This window comes from Nocardioides marinquilinus (assembly GCF_039543705.1).
Classification (GTDB): Bacteria; Actinomycetota; Actinomycetes; order Propionibacteriales; family Nocardioidaceae; genus Nocardioides; species Nocardioides marinquilinus.
Window position 1 is genome coordinate 172544 of record NZ_BAABKG010000005.1, and the last position, 14395, is coordinate 186938.

The 14395-nt window shown below is 75.2% G+C and carries 13 protein-coding genes; 4 read left to right on the forward strand and 9 right to left on the reverse strand.

Annotation, left to right across the window (positions count from 1 at the left end; translation table 11 throughout):
- Window positions 1–2: 2 nt before the first annotated feature.
- Complete coding sequence (locus ABEA04_RS18695; RefSeq protein ID WP_345462268.1) at window positions 3–1217, reverse strand: cysteine desulfurase family protein; 1215 nt, start codon at window positions 1215–1217, stop codon at window positions 3–5.
- Between the two features lie 30 nt (window positions 1218–1247).
- Window positions 1248–1871, reverse strand: coding sequence for a nucleotidyltransferase domain-containing protein (locus ABEA04_RS18700; protein WP_345462271.1), 624 nt, complete (start codon window positions 1869–1871; stop codon window positions 1248–1250).
- An 85-nt stretch (window positions 1872–1956) separates the two neighbouring features.
- Between ABEA04_RS18700 and ABEA04_RS18705 the strand changes: the two genes are divergently transcribed.
- The 4 genes from ABEA04_RS18705 to ABEA04_RS18720 all read left to right on the forward strand — a co-directional run bounded on the left by ABEA04_RS18705 (window position 1957) and on the right by ABEA04_RS18720 (window position 5122).
- On the forward strand, window positions 1957–2829 hold the full coding sequence (locus ABEA04_RS18705) for a DUF4394 domain-containing protein (protein ID WP_345462274.1): 873 nt from the start codon (window positions 1957–1959) through the stop codon (window positions 2827–2829).
- 101 nt (window positions 2830–2930) lie between these two features.
- Window positions 2931–3797, forward strand: a complete 867-nt coding sequence (locus ABEA04_RS18710; RefSeq protein WP_345462277.1) for a DUF4394 domain-containing protein — start codon at window positions 2931–2933, stop codon at window positions 3795–3797.
- 48 nt (window positions 3798–3845) lie between these two features.
- A complete protein-coding gene (locus ABEA04_RS18715) occupies window positions 3846–4424 on the forward strand; it encodes a sigma-70 family RNA polymerase sigma factor (RefSeq protein ID WP_345462280.1) in 579 nt (192 codons plus the stop codon).
- Window positions 4421–5122, forward strand: coding sequence for an anti-sigma factor family protein (locus ABEA04_RS18720; RefSeq protein ID WP_345462283.1), 702 nt, complete (start codon window positions 4421–4423; stop codon window positions 5120–5122). The genes ABEA04_RS18715 and ABEA04_RS18720 overlap by 4 nt, the downstream gene beginning before the upstream one ends.
- A gap of 16 nt (window positions 5123–5138) precedes the next feature.
- Here ABEA04_RS18720 and proB read toward each other — a convergent pair whose 3' ends face one another.
- The 7 genes from proB to ABEA04_RS18755 form a co-directional block, all read right to left on the reverse strand.
- Window positions 5139–6260, reverse strand: coding sequence for a glutamate 5-kinase (gene proB, locus ABEA04_RS18725; protein ID WP_345462285.1), 1122 nt, complete (start codon window positions 6258–6260; stop codon window positions 5139–5141).
- Window positions 6250–7803 (reverse strand): GTPase ObgE, encoded by a 1554-nt coding sequence (gene obgE / locus ABEA04_RS18730; RefSeq protein WP_345462288.1) that lies wholly within the window; start codon window positions 7801–7803, stop codon window positions 6250–6252. Before obgE ends, proB begins: the two co-directional genes overlap by 11 nt.
- 236 nt (window positions 7804–8039) lie before the next feature.
- Window positions 8040–8294: a 50S ribosomal protein L27 gene (gene rpmA / locus ABEA04_RS18735; RefSeq protein WP_345462291.1), complete on the reverse strand. Its 255-nt coding sequence runs from the start codon at window positions 8292–8294 to the stop codon at window positions 8040–8042.
- A gap of 31 nt (window positions 8295–8325) precedes the next feature.
- Window positions 8326–8628 (reverse strand): 50S ribosomal protein L21, encoded by a 303-nt coding sequence (rplU, locus tag ABEA04_RS18740; protein WP_345462294.1) that lies wholly within the window; start codon window positions 8626–8628, stop codon window positions 8326–8328.
- Between the two features lie 148 nt (window positions 8629–8776).
- On the reverse strand, window positions 8777–12115 hold the full coding sequence (locus tag ABEA04_RS18745; RefSeq protein ID WP_345462297.1) for an Rne/Rng family ribonuclease: 3339 nt from the start codon (window positions 12113–12115) through the stop codon (window positions 8777–8779).
- Window positions 12116–12421: 306 nt separating this feature from the next.
- Window positions 12422–13168, reverse strand: coding sequence for a TIGR03936 family radical SAM-associated protein (locus ABEA04_RS18750; RefSeq protein WP_345462300.1), 747 nt, complete (start codon window positions 13166–13168; stop codon window positions 12422–12424).
- The gene (locus ABEA04_RS18755; RefSeq protein WP_345462303.1) at window positions 13165–14358 is read right to left on the reverse strand and encodes a winged helix DNA-binding domain-containing protein; all 1194 of its coding nucleotides are present in this window, start codon (window positions 14356–14358) and stop codon (window positions 13165–13167) included. Before ABEA04_RS18755 ends, ABEA04_RS18750 begins: the two co-directional genes overlap by 4 nt.
- Window positions 14359–14395: the final 37 nt, after the last annotated feature.

Below are 14395 nucleotides of genomic sequence, written 5' to 3' on the forward strand. Positions count from 1 at the left end.
GGTCACCGCCGCGCGGCCCGCGCCCGCTCGACGACCGGACCGATCGCCGCGACCACCGCGTCGACGTCGGCGGGCGTCGAGGTGCGTCCGAAGGAGAACCGCAGCGAGTGGCGGGCCGCCTCCTCGTCGCAGCCCATCGCCAGCAGCACGTGCGAGGCCTGCGCGACGCCGGCCGAGCAGGCCGAGCCGGTGGAGCACTCGATGCCGCGGGCATCGAGCAGCATCAGCAGCGAGTCGCCCTCGCAGCCGGGGAAGCCGAGGTGGGCGTTGCCGGGCAGCCGACCGGGGACGCCGTCCGCGGCACTGAGCGGCGCGCCGTGCAGGTGGGCGTCGGGCACGACCTCGACGACCCGGCGCACCAGCTCGTCGCGCAGCGCGGACACGTGGGCGGCGTGCTCGGCCTGGTTCTTGACCGCCAGCTCGACGGCGGCGGCGAGACCGGCCACCGCGGGGGTGTCGAGGGTGCCGCTGCGCACGTCGCGCTCCTGGCCGCCGCCGTGGGCGAGCGCGACGACGTCTACCTCGCGCCGCAGCACGAGCGCGCCGACGCCGTGCGGGCCGCCGATCTTGTGGCCCGAGACCGTCATGGCGTCGACCCCGGAGGCGGCGAAGTCGAGCGGCACCGAGCCGAGCGCCTGCACCGCGTCGGTGTGCACCGGGATGCCGTGCGGCCGGGCCAGCGCGACGACGTCCTCGACCGGCTGCAGCGTGCCGACCTCGTTGTTGGCCCACATGACGCTGACCAGCGCGACGCTGCCGGGGTCGCGCTCGATGCTCGCGCGCAGCGCCTCGACCTCGAGCCGACCGTGCCGGTCGACCGGCAGCAGCTCGACCTCGGCGTCCTCGTGCTCGCCGAGCCAGTGCACGGGGTCGAGGACGGCGTGGTGCTCGACCCGGGTGGTGAGCACCCGGCGGCGGCGGTCGTCGGCGCCGCGGCGCGACCAGTACAAGCCCTTGAGGGCGAGGTTGTCGGCCTCGGTGCCGCCGGAGGTGAAAACGACCTCGCCGGGGCGGCAGTTCAGGCCCTGCGCGATGGTCTCGCGCGACTCCTCGACGACGCGGCGGGCGCGGCGTCCGGAGGCGTGCAGCGAGCTGGGGTTGCCGGCGTCGGCCAGGTGCTGCGTCATCGCCTCGACCGCCGCGGGCACCATCGGCGTGGTGGCGGCGTGGTCGAGGAAGTGGACCGGCTGCGGGGCCGGGGGGTCGGTGACGCTCATCGCGTCCTCCAGCCTACGGCTCCCGGTGCCTCAGCGGTGCCGCAGCCAGGGGTGACCCGGGTGCGCGCGCTCGACGGTGTCGAACAACCAGGCCCGGCGGTCGTCGTCGAGCACCGGCAGGACGGCGTCCAGGTCGGCGCGGTCCTTGGGCCGGTCGAGCCGGGCCTTCATCATCACCGCCACCTCCGGGCGCAGGTAGCGGACGCCGTCCGCGGCGACCCAGGTCACCTCCTCGACGGGGGCGACGTGCTCGGGCAGCCGCTTGTTGGTCCAGAGCCCGTCGCGGTCGGGCGTGATCGGGACGTCGAGCACCCACGGCGAGCGGGAGTCGCGGCGCACCCACAGCTGGCTGTCGGGCTCCACCGGCGGCCACTCCGGCCGCAGCGGACGCAGCACGCCGCCGGCGTTGTTCCACGCCGTCCAGCGCTCGCCCAGGAACGCCGCGAAGGCGGGGACGTCGCGGGCCAGCAGCGAGACGTCGAGGTCGTCGTGCGCGCGGGACACGCCGGTGGCCGCCTCGACGCTCCAGCCGCCGACCACCCACCACGGCCGGTCGAAGCCGGCCATCACCTCGCCGACCGTCGCGGGCGTCAGCGGCGCCCAGTCGCCGTACCAGCGGAAGAACTCCTCGTCGTCACGGAACTCGTTCGGCACTGAGCCAGCGTAAGAGGCCTGCAACCTTTCGCATCGAGACTGCGTCTCCGTGCCGACCCTCCCTCCGACCGCTCCAGGAGTCCGCATGACGCTCGTCCCCACCACCCGCCTGCGCCGCACCCTCGTCGGCGTCGTCGCCGCCACGATCGCCGCCGGCACCACCGCGGCCGTGGTCGCGCCCGACGGCGCCGAGGCCCGGCCCGACGCCCGGCCCGCCTACGGCCTCACGACCGCCGGCAAGCTCGTCACCTTCGACCTGCGCCGCCCGCAGGAGGCCCGCTACGTCGGTACGGTGACCAACCTCGGCGGGCAGGACCTCGTCGGCATCGACGTCCGCCCCGCGAACGGCAGGCTGTACGGCGTCGGCCGTGAGGGCGGCGTGTTCACGATCGACCCGCGGACGGCGCGCGCCACCCGCGTCGGCCGCATCGACCAGCAGCTCCGCGGCGCGTCGTTCGGCGTCGACATCGACCCGGTGACCGACCAGCTGGTCGTGGTCAGCAACCGCTCGCAGAACCTGCGGTTCGACTTCGCCGACCGCTCGACGGCGTCCGGACGGCCGCTCAACTACACCAACCAGGTCGGCTACAACACGCGCGTCGAGGGCGTCACCGCCATCGCCTTCACCAACAACGACGCGGCCTCGGTGACCGGTACGGCGCTCTACGGCATCGACACCGCGAAGGACCGGCTGGTGCTGCAGGCGCCGGTCAACCTCGGGATCATCACGCCGCAGGGGGGCCTCGACCGCTCGGTGAGCTTCCGCGCCGGCCTCGACGTGCACTCCACCTACCTGCGCGGCACGCGGCGCACCCGCACGGCCCTGAACACCCTGTACGCCACCGTCGGCAGCCAGGGCCGCTACGGGCTGTTCACGGCCGACCCGCTCACCGGGCACCTCGAGCGCGTCGGCACCTTCCCGATGCCCGTCGCCGACCTGGCCGTCGTGCAGGACTGAGCCCCCGCCAGAAAAGAAATCCCGCGGCGCGTTCAACACCGGCGGCGCCCGCTCCGTACACCCGGTGACTCCCCCCGACCAACGACGTCAGGAGCACACCGATGAACCTGCTGCCCGCCTCCACCCGACTGCGCCGCACCCTGGCCGGCGCCGTCGCCGGGACCCTCGTGGCCGGCACCGCCGCCGTCACGCTGCTCCCCGGCGGCGCCGAGGCCAGGACGGCGTCCGAGCGCGCCTACGGCCTCACCGCCGCCGGGAAGCTGGTCACCTTCGACCTGCGCGACCCGCGTGCCGCGCGCACCGTTGGCACAATCACCAACCTGCGCGGCCAGAAGCTGGTCGGCATCGACATCCGCCCGGCCAACGGCAAGATCTACGGCGTCGGCCGCGGCGGCGGGCTGTTCACCATCAACCCGAAGACGGCCCGGGCCACGCGCGTCGGCACCTTCGACGTGCCGCTGCGCGGCGGGTCGTTCGGCGTCGACGTCAACCCGGCCGCCGACGCGCTGCGCGTGGTCAGCAACACCGGCCAGAACCTGCGCCACGCCTTCGCGGGCAACGTGACCACGGCCGACGCGCCGCTGAACATCACCGACTCCGCCACCGGCGAGACCAGCCGCAAGCGCGGCGTCACCGCCGTCGCCTACACCAACAACGACACCTCCGACGCCACCGGCACCGCGCTGTTCGGCATCGACACCGCCACCGACTCCGTCGTCCTGCAGGTGCCGGCCAACGCCGGCGTCATCACGCCGCAGGGCGCGCTCGGCCGCGGCACGAGCTGGGTCGCCGGGTTCGACGTCTGCTCGCGGATCGCGAAGGACCGCACCGTGACCAACGTCGGCTTCGCCACCCTCGGCGGCAAGAGCGGCTACGCCCTCTACGAGGTCGGCCTGCTCTCGGGCGAGGCCACGCGCGTCGGGAAGTTCCCCATGAAGGTGACCGACCTCGCCGTCGTCCACCGCTGATCGGCCGGACCGACCCGTCCGGCCCGACGCGCACGACGAACGACCCCCGTGGCTCGCACCCTGCGCCGGCGCCGCACCGCTTCCCGCGGTGCGGCGCCGGACCCACGCCTGACGCACGAGGACGGCGTCCGCGCGGCCTACGCGGCCCACGGCGACGAGCTGTTCCGGCTCGCGCTACGCGGTCTGGGCGACCGCGGCGCCGCCGAGGACGTCGTGCAGGAGACGTTCGTGCGCGCGTGGCGGCACGGCGCCCGCTACGACCCCGCCCGCGCCAGCCTGCGCACCTGGCTGTTCGAGATCGCCCGGCACGTGGTGGTCGACGCCCAGCGCGCCCGGGGTGCGAGACCCTGGCTGCGTGACCTCGCCGACCACGAGCGCCTCGACATCGTCGCGCCGTGGGTCGACGACGGCTGGGAGCGGCTGATGCGGCGGGTGCTGGTCGAGGAGGCGCTGACCCGGCTCGGCGCCGACCACCGCGAGGCGCTGACGCAGACCTACCTGGCCGACCGGCCCTACCCCGAGGTGGCGGCCGAGCTCGGCATCCCCGAGTCGACGTTGCGCAGCCGCGTCTTCTACGGCCTCAAGGCGCTGCGCGTGGTGATGGAGGAGATGGAGGTGACGCCGTGAGCGACCACGACCCGCACGACCCCGCGCACGACCGGCTGCGCACCGACCTCGGCGCCTACGTGCTCGGCGGGCTCGGCCCGGCCGACGCCGCCGCGGTCGAGGCGCACCTGCGCGGCTGCGCGGCCTGCCGTGCCGAGCGCGACGCGCTGCTGCCGGCCGCCTCGGTGCTCGGCGAGCTCAGGCGTGCCGACGTCCCCGGCACCGCGGACGACGTCCACGCGCCGGCCGGGCTCGAGCCGGCCCTGCTGGCCCGGCTGGCCGAGGAGTCGCGCCAGGAGCGCCGGACGTCGTGGGCGCGTCGCGCCGGCGTCGCGGCCGTCGCGGGGGCCGCGGCCGCCGCCGTCCTCGTCGCCGGCCTGGTGCTGACCCGGCCCGACGACGCCCCGCCCGCCGTGCCGACCGAGGCGGTCGAGGTGAGCGTGCGCGACGCCGGGGTGGCGGCCGACGCCGAGCTGGTCAACCACACCTGGGGCGTCGAGGTGCGCCTGAGCGGCAGCGGGTTCGCCGCCGGCGGCCGCTACCGCGTCGACGTGCTCGGCGCCGACGGCAGCCGGTTCCCGGCCGGTGAGTTCGTGGGCACCGGCTCCGCCGAGATGGTCTGCAACCTCAACTCCTCGGTGCTGCGCGACCAGGCCAGCGGCTTCGAGGTGCGCGCCCGCGACGGGCACGTCGTGCTGCGGTCGAGCTTCGACGCCTGAGTCGTCCGGACCGGGCTCAGACCGGGGAGGTCAGCAGCGCCAGGTCGTCGCGGTGCACGACCTCGCGCTCGTAGGCCGCGCCGAGGTCGGCCGCGAGCTCGCGGCTCGACCGGCCGAGCAGGGCGGGCAGCTCGTCGGCGTCGAAGTTGACCAGGCCGCGGGCGACGGGCACGCCGTCGGGCCCGACCAGGTCGACCGGGTCGCCCGCCACGAACCGGCCCTCGACCGCGGTGATGCCGGCGGCCAGCAGCGAGGCCCGCCGCTCGACGACCGCGCGCACGGCGCCGGCGTCCAGGCTCAGCGCGCCGCGCGGCTCGGTGGCGTGGGCGAGCCAGAGCAGCCGGGTGGGGCGCTTGCGGCCCGTGGGCCGGAACAGGGTGCCCACCGGCCGGCCGGCTAGCGCGGCACCCGCGTTGGCGGCCGAGGTGAGCACGACCGGGACGGCGGCGCCGGTGGCGATGCGGGCCGCCTCGACCTTGGTGGCCATGCCGCCCGTGCCCACGCCCGAGCCGGAGCGTCGTCCGATGCGCAGCCCGGCCAGGTCGGCGTCGGCGGCGACCTCCTCGACCAGCCGGCTGCCCGGCTCGTCGGGGCTGCCGTCGTAAAGGCCGTCGACGTCGGAGAGCAGCACGAGCAGGTCGGCGTGCACCAGGTGGGCCACCAGCGCGGCCAGCCGGTCGTTGTCGCCGAAGCGGATCTCGCTGGTGGCGACGGTGTCGTTCTCGTTGACGATCGGCAGCACGCCCAGCTCGAGCAGCCGCGCGAGCGTCTGGTGGGCGTTGCGGTAGTGGCTGCGGCGGGTGACGTCGTCGGCGGTGAGCAGCACCTGGCCGGCCACGACGCCGTGGCGGGCCAGCTCGTCGGTGTAGCGGTGCACCAGCAGGCCCTGGCCGACGGCGGCGGCGGCCTGCTGCGAGGCCAGCACGGTCGGACGACGGGTCAGCCCCAGCGGCGCGAGCCCCGCCGCGATCGCGCCCGAGCTGACGAGCACCACCTCGACCTCACGCGCCCGCGCCGCCGCCAGGACGTCGACGAGCGCGCGCAGCCGATCGGGGTCGAGGCCGCCCGCGGCCGTGGTCAGCGACGACGAGCCGACCTTGACCACGACCCGGCGGGCGGCGGTGACCTCAGGGCGCATCGGGGAGCGCATCGGGGTCGTCGTCCGAGCCGATCTCGTAGCCGGACGGGCCCCACTCGGTGCTCTGGCCGCCGGACTCGCGCAGCCGGCGGGCGACGTCGGCGCGCTCCTCGCCCTCGCCGCGGGAGGCCATCTCCTCCTGGATGCGGCGGCGGCGCTCGGCGGCCGGCCGGCGCTCGTCGAAGCGCTGGTCCTCGCCGCGGCGGGCGAGGATCTCGGCGGCGGCGTCGACGCCGGGACGGAAGTCGAAGACCACGGCGTCATCGGGGTGGCCGATGAGCACGGCCTCGCCCTCGACGGCGCCGAGCTCGACGAGCCGCGCCTCGACGCCGAGCCGGTCGAGCCGGTCGGCGAGGAAGCCGACGGCCTCGTCGTTGCTGAAGTCGGTCTGGCGCACCCAGCGCTCGGGCTTGGTGCCGCGCACCCGCCACTGGCGCTCCCCGGCGGCGTCCTTGACCTCGGTGACGGCGAACTCGGGACCGCTGACGCCCGGCGGGCGCAGCACGATGCGCTGCGCGGCGACGGTCTCGCGCTCGGCGCGCGCGGCCAGCACGATCTCGGCCATCGCGAAGGTGAGCGCACGGGTGCCCTCGCCCGACAGGGCGCTGACCTCGAAGACCCGCAGACCCCGGGCCCGCAGGTCGTCGGCGGTCATCTCGGCGATGTCGCGACCGTCGGGCACGTCGACCTTGTTCAACGCCACCAGGCGCGGCCGGTCGTCGAGGCCGCCGTAGCTCGCGAGCTCGCGCTCGATGGTGTCGAGGTCGTCGGCCGGGTTGCGGCCCGGCTCGAAGGTGGCGGCGTCGAGCACGTGGACGATCGCCGCACAGCGCTCGATGTGGCGCAGGAAGTCGTGGCCGAGACCCCGGCCCTCGCTGGCACCCTCGATCAGGCCCGGGACGTCGGCCACGGTGAAGGTGGTCTCGCCCGCGGTGACGACGCCGAGGTTCGGCACGAGGGTGGTGAACGGGTAGTCGGCGATCTTCGGTCGCGCCCGCGAGATCGAGGCGATCAGGCTCGACTTGCCGGCGCTCGGGAAGCCGACCAGGCCGACGTCCGCGACGACCTTGAGCTCGAGGACGACGTCGAGCTCCTCCCCCGGCTCGCCGAGGAGCGCGAAGCCGGGCGCCTTGCGCTTGGCGCTGGCCAGCGCGGCGTTGCCGAGGCCGCCGCGGCCGCCCTCGGCGACGACGAGCTCGGTGCCCGGGCCGACGAGGTCGGCGATCGGCTCACCGTCGAGGCGGGTGACCACGGTGCCGTCGGGCACGGGCAGCACGAGGTCCTCGCCGTGCCCGCCGTTGCGGTGCGCGCCGCTGCCGTGGCCGCCGTGGGTGGCGCGCCGGTGCGGGCTGTGGTGGTAGTCGACGAGCGTGGTGACGCCGGGGTCGACCCGCAGGATCACCGACCCGCCCGGCCCGCCGTTGCCGCCGTCCGGCCCGCCGAGCGGCTTGAACTTCTCGCGGTGCACCGAGGCGACCCCGTTGCCACCCCGACCCGCCGTGACGCGCAGCGTCACCTGGTCGACGAACGTCGGGACGGCCACGGTGTGTCTCCTGGGGCTGGTGGTGTGGTGTGGGGTGGGGTGGGGCTGGGGCGGCGGTCGGAGTCACCGGTTACCCGGCGACTCCTGACGTTCTCGGCCGTTGCAACGGCTGAGAAGGGCCGGAGTCACCGGTGCACCGGTGACTCCTGCCGGCCCGGCGCCCGCCTGGAACGACGAAGGGCGCCCCGGGGGACCCGGGACGCCCTCACGTGCGTGTCGTGCTCGAGCCGGTCAGCTCACTCGGCGGGGACGACGTTGACGACGCGACGGCCGCGCTTGACGCCGAACTGCACCGCACCGGGCTGCAGGGCGAACAGGGTGTCGTCGCCGCCGCGGCCGACGCCGCTGCCGGGGTGGAAGTGGGTGCCGCGCTGGCGGACGATGATCTCGCCGGCGCCGACGACCTGGCCGCCGAACCGCTTCACGCCGAGACGCTGGGAGTTGGAGTCGCGGCCGTTCTTGGTGGACGCCGCGCCCTTCTTGTGTGCCATGTCGGTAGTCCTTCGCTCGCTGGGTCGGCTGTCAGACCGAGATGTCGGTGACGCGCACCTGGGTGTACTTCTGGCGGTGACCCATGCGGCGCTTGTAGCCGGTCTTGTTCTTGAACTTCTGGATGACGATCTTGGGGCCCTTGGTGTCGCCGAGCACCTCGACGGTCACCGCGGCCTTGTCGAGGCCGCTGGAGGTGACCGAGTCGCCGTCGACCGCCATCAGCACGGGCAGCGTCAGCGTCTCGCCGACCGGGGTCTGCACCCGGTCGATCCGGATGACGTCGCCGACAGCGACCTTCTCCTGCTTGGCGCCTGCGCGCACGATCGCGTACACCGCGGTCTCCTTCGTCGTCCTGCTCAGATCAGTGAAGCCGCGACACCCGCGTCGAGCGGGCCGAGAGGTGTCGGGCGAAGCGGCGCGCGGCAGCGCACCGACGTCCCATCGTACGGACCCGCACCGGGTGCCGCCAAACCGAGGCCGCTCAGCGCTTGCGCGAGCCGCGCTTCTTCACCGGCACGTGCAGCTCGGGCGCCTCGGCGGGCTCGTCGGACGTGCCGCCCGCGTCGCCGCCGTCCGCAGACCCGTCGGCGTCCGCGGGCCCGGTGGCGGGCTCGACCGAGACCACGCCGGGCTCGACGACTCCGGACGTCGGCGGCTCGCCGAGGGTGCCCACGGCGCCGATGCTGCTCTCGGCCGGGGACGCCTCCGGGATCTCCGGCAGCGTGGGGACGTCGGTCGGCTCGGCGCTCGCGGCGGGACGACGTCGCGACCCACCGCGGGTGCGGGTGACGACCTTGGGCGGCGCGGCGGGCGCGACGACCTCGGTCTCGGCCGGCCCCGTCGACCCGGGGGCGGGCGCCTCGATGGCGACCGGCGTCAGCGCGACCGCCGGGGTGGAGGCGGCGGTGCGGGTGACGCCGCGGCGCGCGCGGGTGACGACCTTGGGGGCGGCCGGCTCGACCGGGGCCTCCGGCTCAACCGGGGTCTCGGGCTCGGCCGGCGTCTCGGGCTCGACCGCCTCGACCGGCGTCTCGGGCTCGGCCGCGGCCTCGACCGGGGCGTCGGGCTCGACCGTCGTCACGGCGTCCGCCTCAGCCTGCGCCGCGGCCTGCGCCTCGTCGGCCTCGCGCTTCTCGGCCTTCGCCATGGCGGCGAACTCGGCGGGCGTCGGCTTGTGGGCCGGCGGGGTCGGCTCGGCGGCCCGCGAGCCACCGTTCCCGTTGCCGCCGTTCCCGTTGCCGCCGTTGCCGCCGTTGCCGTCGGCGTCCTCGCCCCGGCCCCGGCCGCCCCGACGACGTCCGCCGCGGCGCTCGCCGTCGTCCTGGCCGTGCTTGGGCTCGACCGGCAGCTCGTGCACGACCACGCCGCGGCCGTTGCAGTGCGAGCAGGGCTCGCTGAACGACTCGAGCAGGCCGGTGCCGATGCGCTTGCGCGTCATCTGCACCAGGCCGAGCGAGGTCACCTCGGCCACCTGGTGGCGGGTGCGGTCACGCCCGAGCACCTCGACCATGCGGCGCATCACCAGGTCGCGGTTCGACTCGAGCACCATGTCGATGAAGTCGACGACGATGATCCCGCCGATGTCGCGCAGCCGCAGCTGGCGCACGACCTCCTCGGCGGCCTCGAGGTTGTTCTTGGTCACCGTCTCCTCGAGGTTGCCTCCGGAGCCGGTGAACTTGCCGGTGTTGACGTCGACGACGGTCATCGCCTCGGTGCGGTCGATGACGAGCGAGCCGCCGGAGGGCAGGAAGACCTTGCGGTCGAGCGCCTTCGCGATCTGCTCGTCGACGCGGTGCGCGGCGAAGAGGTCGACGTCGTTGTGCTCGGCGGGCTCGTAGCGCTCGAGCCGGTCGGCGAGGTCGGGGGCGACGTGCGAGACGTAGCCGCTGACCAGGTCCCAGGCGTCGGCGCCCTGCACGACGAGCCGCGCGAAGTCCTCGGTGAACAGGTCGCGGACGACCTTGAGGGTCAGGTCGGGCTCGCCGTAGAGCAGCTGCGGGTTCTTGCCGCGCCCGTTCGACTTCGCCTCGATGTCCTCCCAGCGCGCCTTGAGCCGCTCGACGTCGCGGGTCAGCTCGTCCTCGCTGGCGCCCTCGGCGGCGGTGCGCACGATGACGCCCGCGGTGTCGGGGACGATCTCCTTGAGCAGCGTCTTGAGGCGGTTGCGCTCGGTGTCGGGCAGCTTGCGCGAGATGCCGGACGTCGTCCCGTCGGGCACGTAGACCAGGAACCGGCCGGCGAGGCTGATCTGGCTGGTCAGGCGGGCGCCCTTGTGGCCGACGGGGTCCTTGGTGACCTGCACCAGCACCGTCTGGCCCGACGACAGCACCGACTCGATCTTGCGCGGGTTGCCGTCCTTGTGGCCGAGCGCGGACCAGTTGACCTCACCGGCGTAGAGCACCGCGTTGCGGCCCTTGCCGATGTCGATGAACGCCGCCTCCATCGAGGGCAGCACGTTCTGCACCCGGCCGAGGTAGATGTTGCCGATCAGCGAGGTCTGCGACTCGCGGGCGACGTAGTGCTCGACGAGCACCTTGTCCTCCAGGACGCCGATCTGGGTCAGCTCGTCGCGCTGGCGCACGACCATGACCCGCTCGACCGACTCCCGGCGGGCGAGGAACTCGGCCTCGCTGACGATCGGGGCGCGGCGGCGTCCGGCCTCACGGCCCTCGCGGCGGCGCTGCTTCTTGGCCTCGAGACGGGTCGACCCGGCGACGGCCGTGATCTCGTCCTCGGGCGAGCGCGACCGGCGCACCCGGGTGGTGGTGTTGCTGGGGTCGTCGCCCGTGCCGTTCTCGCTGTCGCCCTCGCGACGGCGCCGGCGGCGACGGCGCGACGACCCGCTGCCCTCGCCCTGGCCGTCCTTGTCGTCGGCCCGGTCGGACTTCTCGGACTTCTCCGACTTCTCCGACTTCTCGGACTTGTCCGACTTCTCCGACGTGTCCGACTTGTCGTCGCCCTCGTCGTCGCCGTCGTCGTCGGACGACGCCTCGCCACCGTCGCCGCTCTTGCGGCGACGCCGGCCGCCCCGGCGGCGCCGACGGCGGGGCGCGGCGTCCTCGCCGTCGCCGGCCGACTCGGCCTCGTCGTCGGAGGCCCCTGTCTCGGGGGTCTCGGTGGCCTCGGGGGTCTCGGGGGTCTCGGCCTCGGGCGTCTCGACCTCGGCGGTCTCGGCCTCGGGGGCCTGCTCGTCGGTGGGCTCGGCCTCGTCGTCCGGCGTGGCCTCGTCGCCGACGGGCGGCGCGGGCGGGGCCGCGGGCTCCTCGACCGGGGCGGCCTTGCGGCGGCTGCGGCTGCGCTTGACGGGTGCGACGACCTCGGGGGCCTGGAACAGCGGCATCGCGGCGGCGGGCGCCGTGCCGGCGTCGGCCGGCTCGACCTCCTCGGCGACGGGCTCGACGACGACCTCGGCCTCGGTGGGCTCAGTGGCGTCGGTGGTGTCGGCAGCCTCGGGGGCGGCGGTCTTCTTGGCCGCCTTCTTGCTGGTGGTCTTCTTCGCGGCCGTCTTCTTGGCGGCCGTCTTCTTCGCCGCGGCCTTCTTGGCCGGCGCCTTCTTGGCGGCCTTCTTCGCCGGCGCGGCCTCCGGCTCACCGGCGGGCTGGTCGACCGGCGCGTCGACCGGCGCGTCGGCGGGGGTCTCGGAGTCGGCGGCGGCCGTCTTCGCGGCCGCGGCCTTCTTGGTGGTGCGCTTGGCGGCGGTCTTGCGGGCCGCCTTCTTCGCCGGGGGCGCTGCGGCCCCGTCCGGCTCGGTGCCCGGCTCGGTGTCCGGCTCGGCGGCCGGGATGGGGAGGGTGGGGTCCTGCTGCTCGTCGTCAGCCATCGGCTGCTGCTCCTCGCCCGACCGGGACGGTCGGGGTGTTGGGTGCCGCGATGCGGGCTGGCCGCGCGGCGGCACGAAGTCTGGTGGGCGGTGCACGAGGGCCCGCACGCCGGGTTCGGCGCGGGATCTCCCGGCAGCTGCCGCGGTCGCCGGTCGTGGGGCTCGCTGTCACCGGGCCCGGACCACGTCGCGGTCTGTTGCCGAGTACCTCCGTGGAGGTGCTCGTCCGAGGCCGAGTATCGCACACCCCTCCCCAAGGCAGGGCCGCACGACTCACCGGCGACTCACCGGCCACTCACCCGCGGCTCACCCGGCGAAGGGATCCCCCACCCGCGGCGGGCCGTCGCCGTCGTCCACGAGCGGGCCCTGCTCGACCCGGGTCAGCAGCGGGGCCGGGCCCACCTCCAGGCCGGTCAGCCGCGTCAGGCCGGTGAGGACGTCGTCCGGTCGCACGGCGGGCACGGTGTGCTGCAGCACGAGGTCGAGCCGGGCGCCGGCGCGGTCCGGGTCGCCCTCGACGACGCCGACGGCGACCACGGCGGCCCGGCAGTCGAAGGCCCGCAGGCCCTTCTTGGTCATGCGCTCGACGACCACCGACTCCTCGGCGAGCAGCCGCTCGACGGCGGCGCGGGTCTCGTCGGGGGCGGCGGCGACCTCGAGCGTCCACCGGCTGGCCTGCAGCAGGTCGGAGAGGCTGGCGGGCGCCCCGCCGCCGGCGGCCGGGTCGGCGACCGCGAGCACGTCGAGTCCGTCGGGCATCGCCTCGGCGAGGCTGGCGCGGACGTCGTCCGGCGCGCAGACCTCGGCGAGCGCGATCTCGAGGTACTCGGCCTCGCTGGCCGCACCGGTGGGCGCGGCGCCGGCGTAGGAGATGCGCGGGTGCGGGTTGAAGCCCGAGGAGTAGGCCATCGGGATGCGGGCGCGGAAGACGGCCCGCTCGAACGACCGGCTGAAGTCGCGGTGGCTGGCGAAGCGCAGCCGGCCGCGCTTGGCGTAGCGGACGCGCAGCCGCTGCACCGGCGGGGCCTGCTGCTCGGGCTGCTGACGACTCACGCGGTGACCTCCGTGCGGGCGGCCTTCATGGCCGGCGAGGGATAGACGGTGCCGACGCGGACGCCGTCGAGCCACTCGGTGAGCCGCCGCGCCTCCGCGTCGACGGCCCGGGCGGCGGCGTCCGGCACCGGCTCGAGCAGGCGTGTGTGGACGACGCCGGCGTCGTCCTGCACCCAGGTGCCGACGACGCGGCCGTCGACCCAGACGGTGGTGCCGGCGTTGCCGTTGCGGTCGAACAGCGCGGGGCCGTGGTCGCCGAGGTACCAGGCGCGGTCGCGCCAGCCCATGACCGTCGGGTCGAGCACCGGCAGCAGCGCGGCCCACGACGGCGGTGGGGTCACCTCGTCGAGATCGTCGGGCAGCAGCCAGCCGGTGCCGCCGCCCTCGAGGTCGACGGCGACGGCGTCGAGGTCGGCGAGGGCACCCCGGACGGCGGCCTTGGTGGCGCCGAGCCACCACACGAGGTCGTCCTCGGTGCCCGGACCGAACGAGCGCAGCCACCGTCCGACGAGCTCGCGGTAGCCGGCCGCGGCGTCGAGCGGCTGGTCGTCGGCGGCGGGACCGTCGGGCCCGAGCCAGTCGGCCATCGTGGTCCAGCGGGGCCGCGAGAGGCGCCAGTGCTGGGTGTTGGTGCCGCGCACGATCTCGGCGGTGAGGCCGAGGTGGGTGAGGATCCGGCCGTGGTTCCACACCGAGCCCGCGGTGACGTCGAACTTCACCGCGACCTCGGGCAGCAGCTCGCGCACCTCGACGGCGGTGAGGCCGTCGGGTCGCCGGGCGATGGCGTCGCCGACGGCGGTCCGGGCCTCGAGCACCCACCGCTCGCCGTCCGTGGCGATGCCGGCCTTCTCGACGTCCTTGGCCATCCGCTTGAGCTCGGCGGCGGCGACGCGCGCGGACGCCGACCCCCACGCCGCGGGCAGCAGGTCGCGCGGGAAGACGAACAGGGTGCGGCGCATGGCGAGCTGCTTGACGAGCGTGCGGTCGTCGTAGAGCGCGTGGTCGACGTCGGCGACGGCGAGGTCGTCGACGCGGGCGTGGCAGGAGAGGTACACGGTGGCCGGCTCGGTGGAGTGGAGCACCGTGACGGCGCGCGTCGCCGCCTCGGCGTCCGCGGCGCGGTCGGGGGCCGCGAGGGCGTGACGGCGTCCGAGGCGGGCGCGTCGCTCGTCGTCGGTCACCAGGCGCACGGGGCCATCCTCACAAACTCCCCGCCGCGCTCGGCGT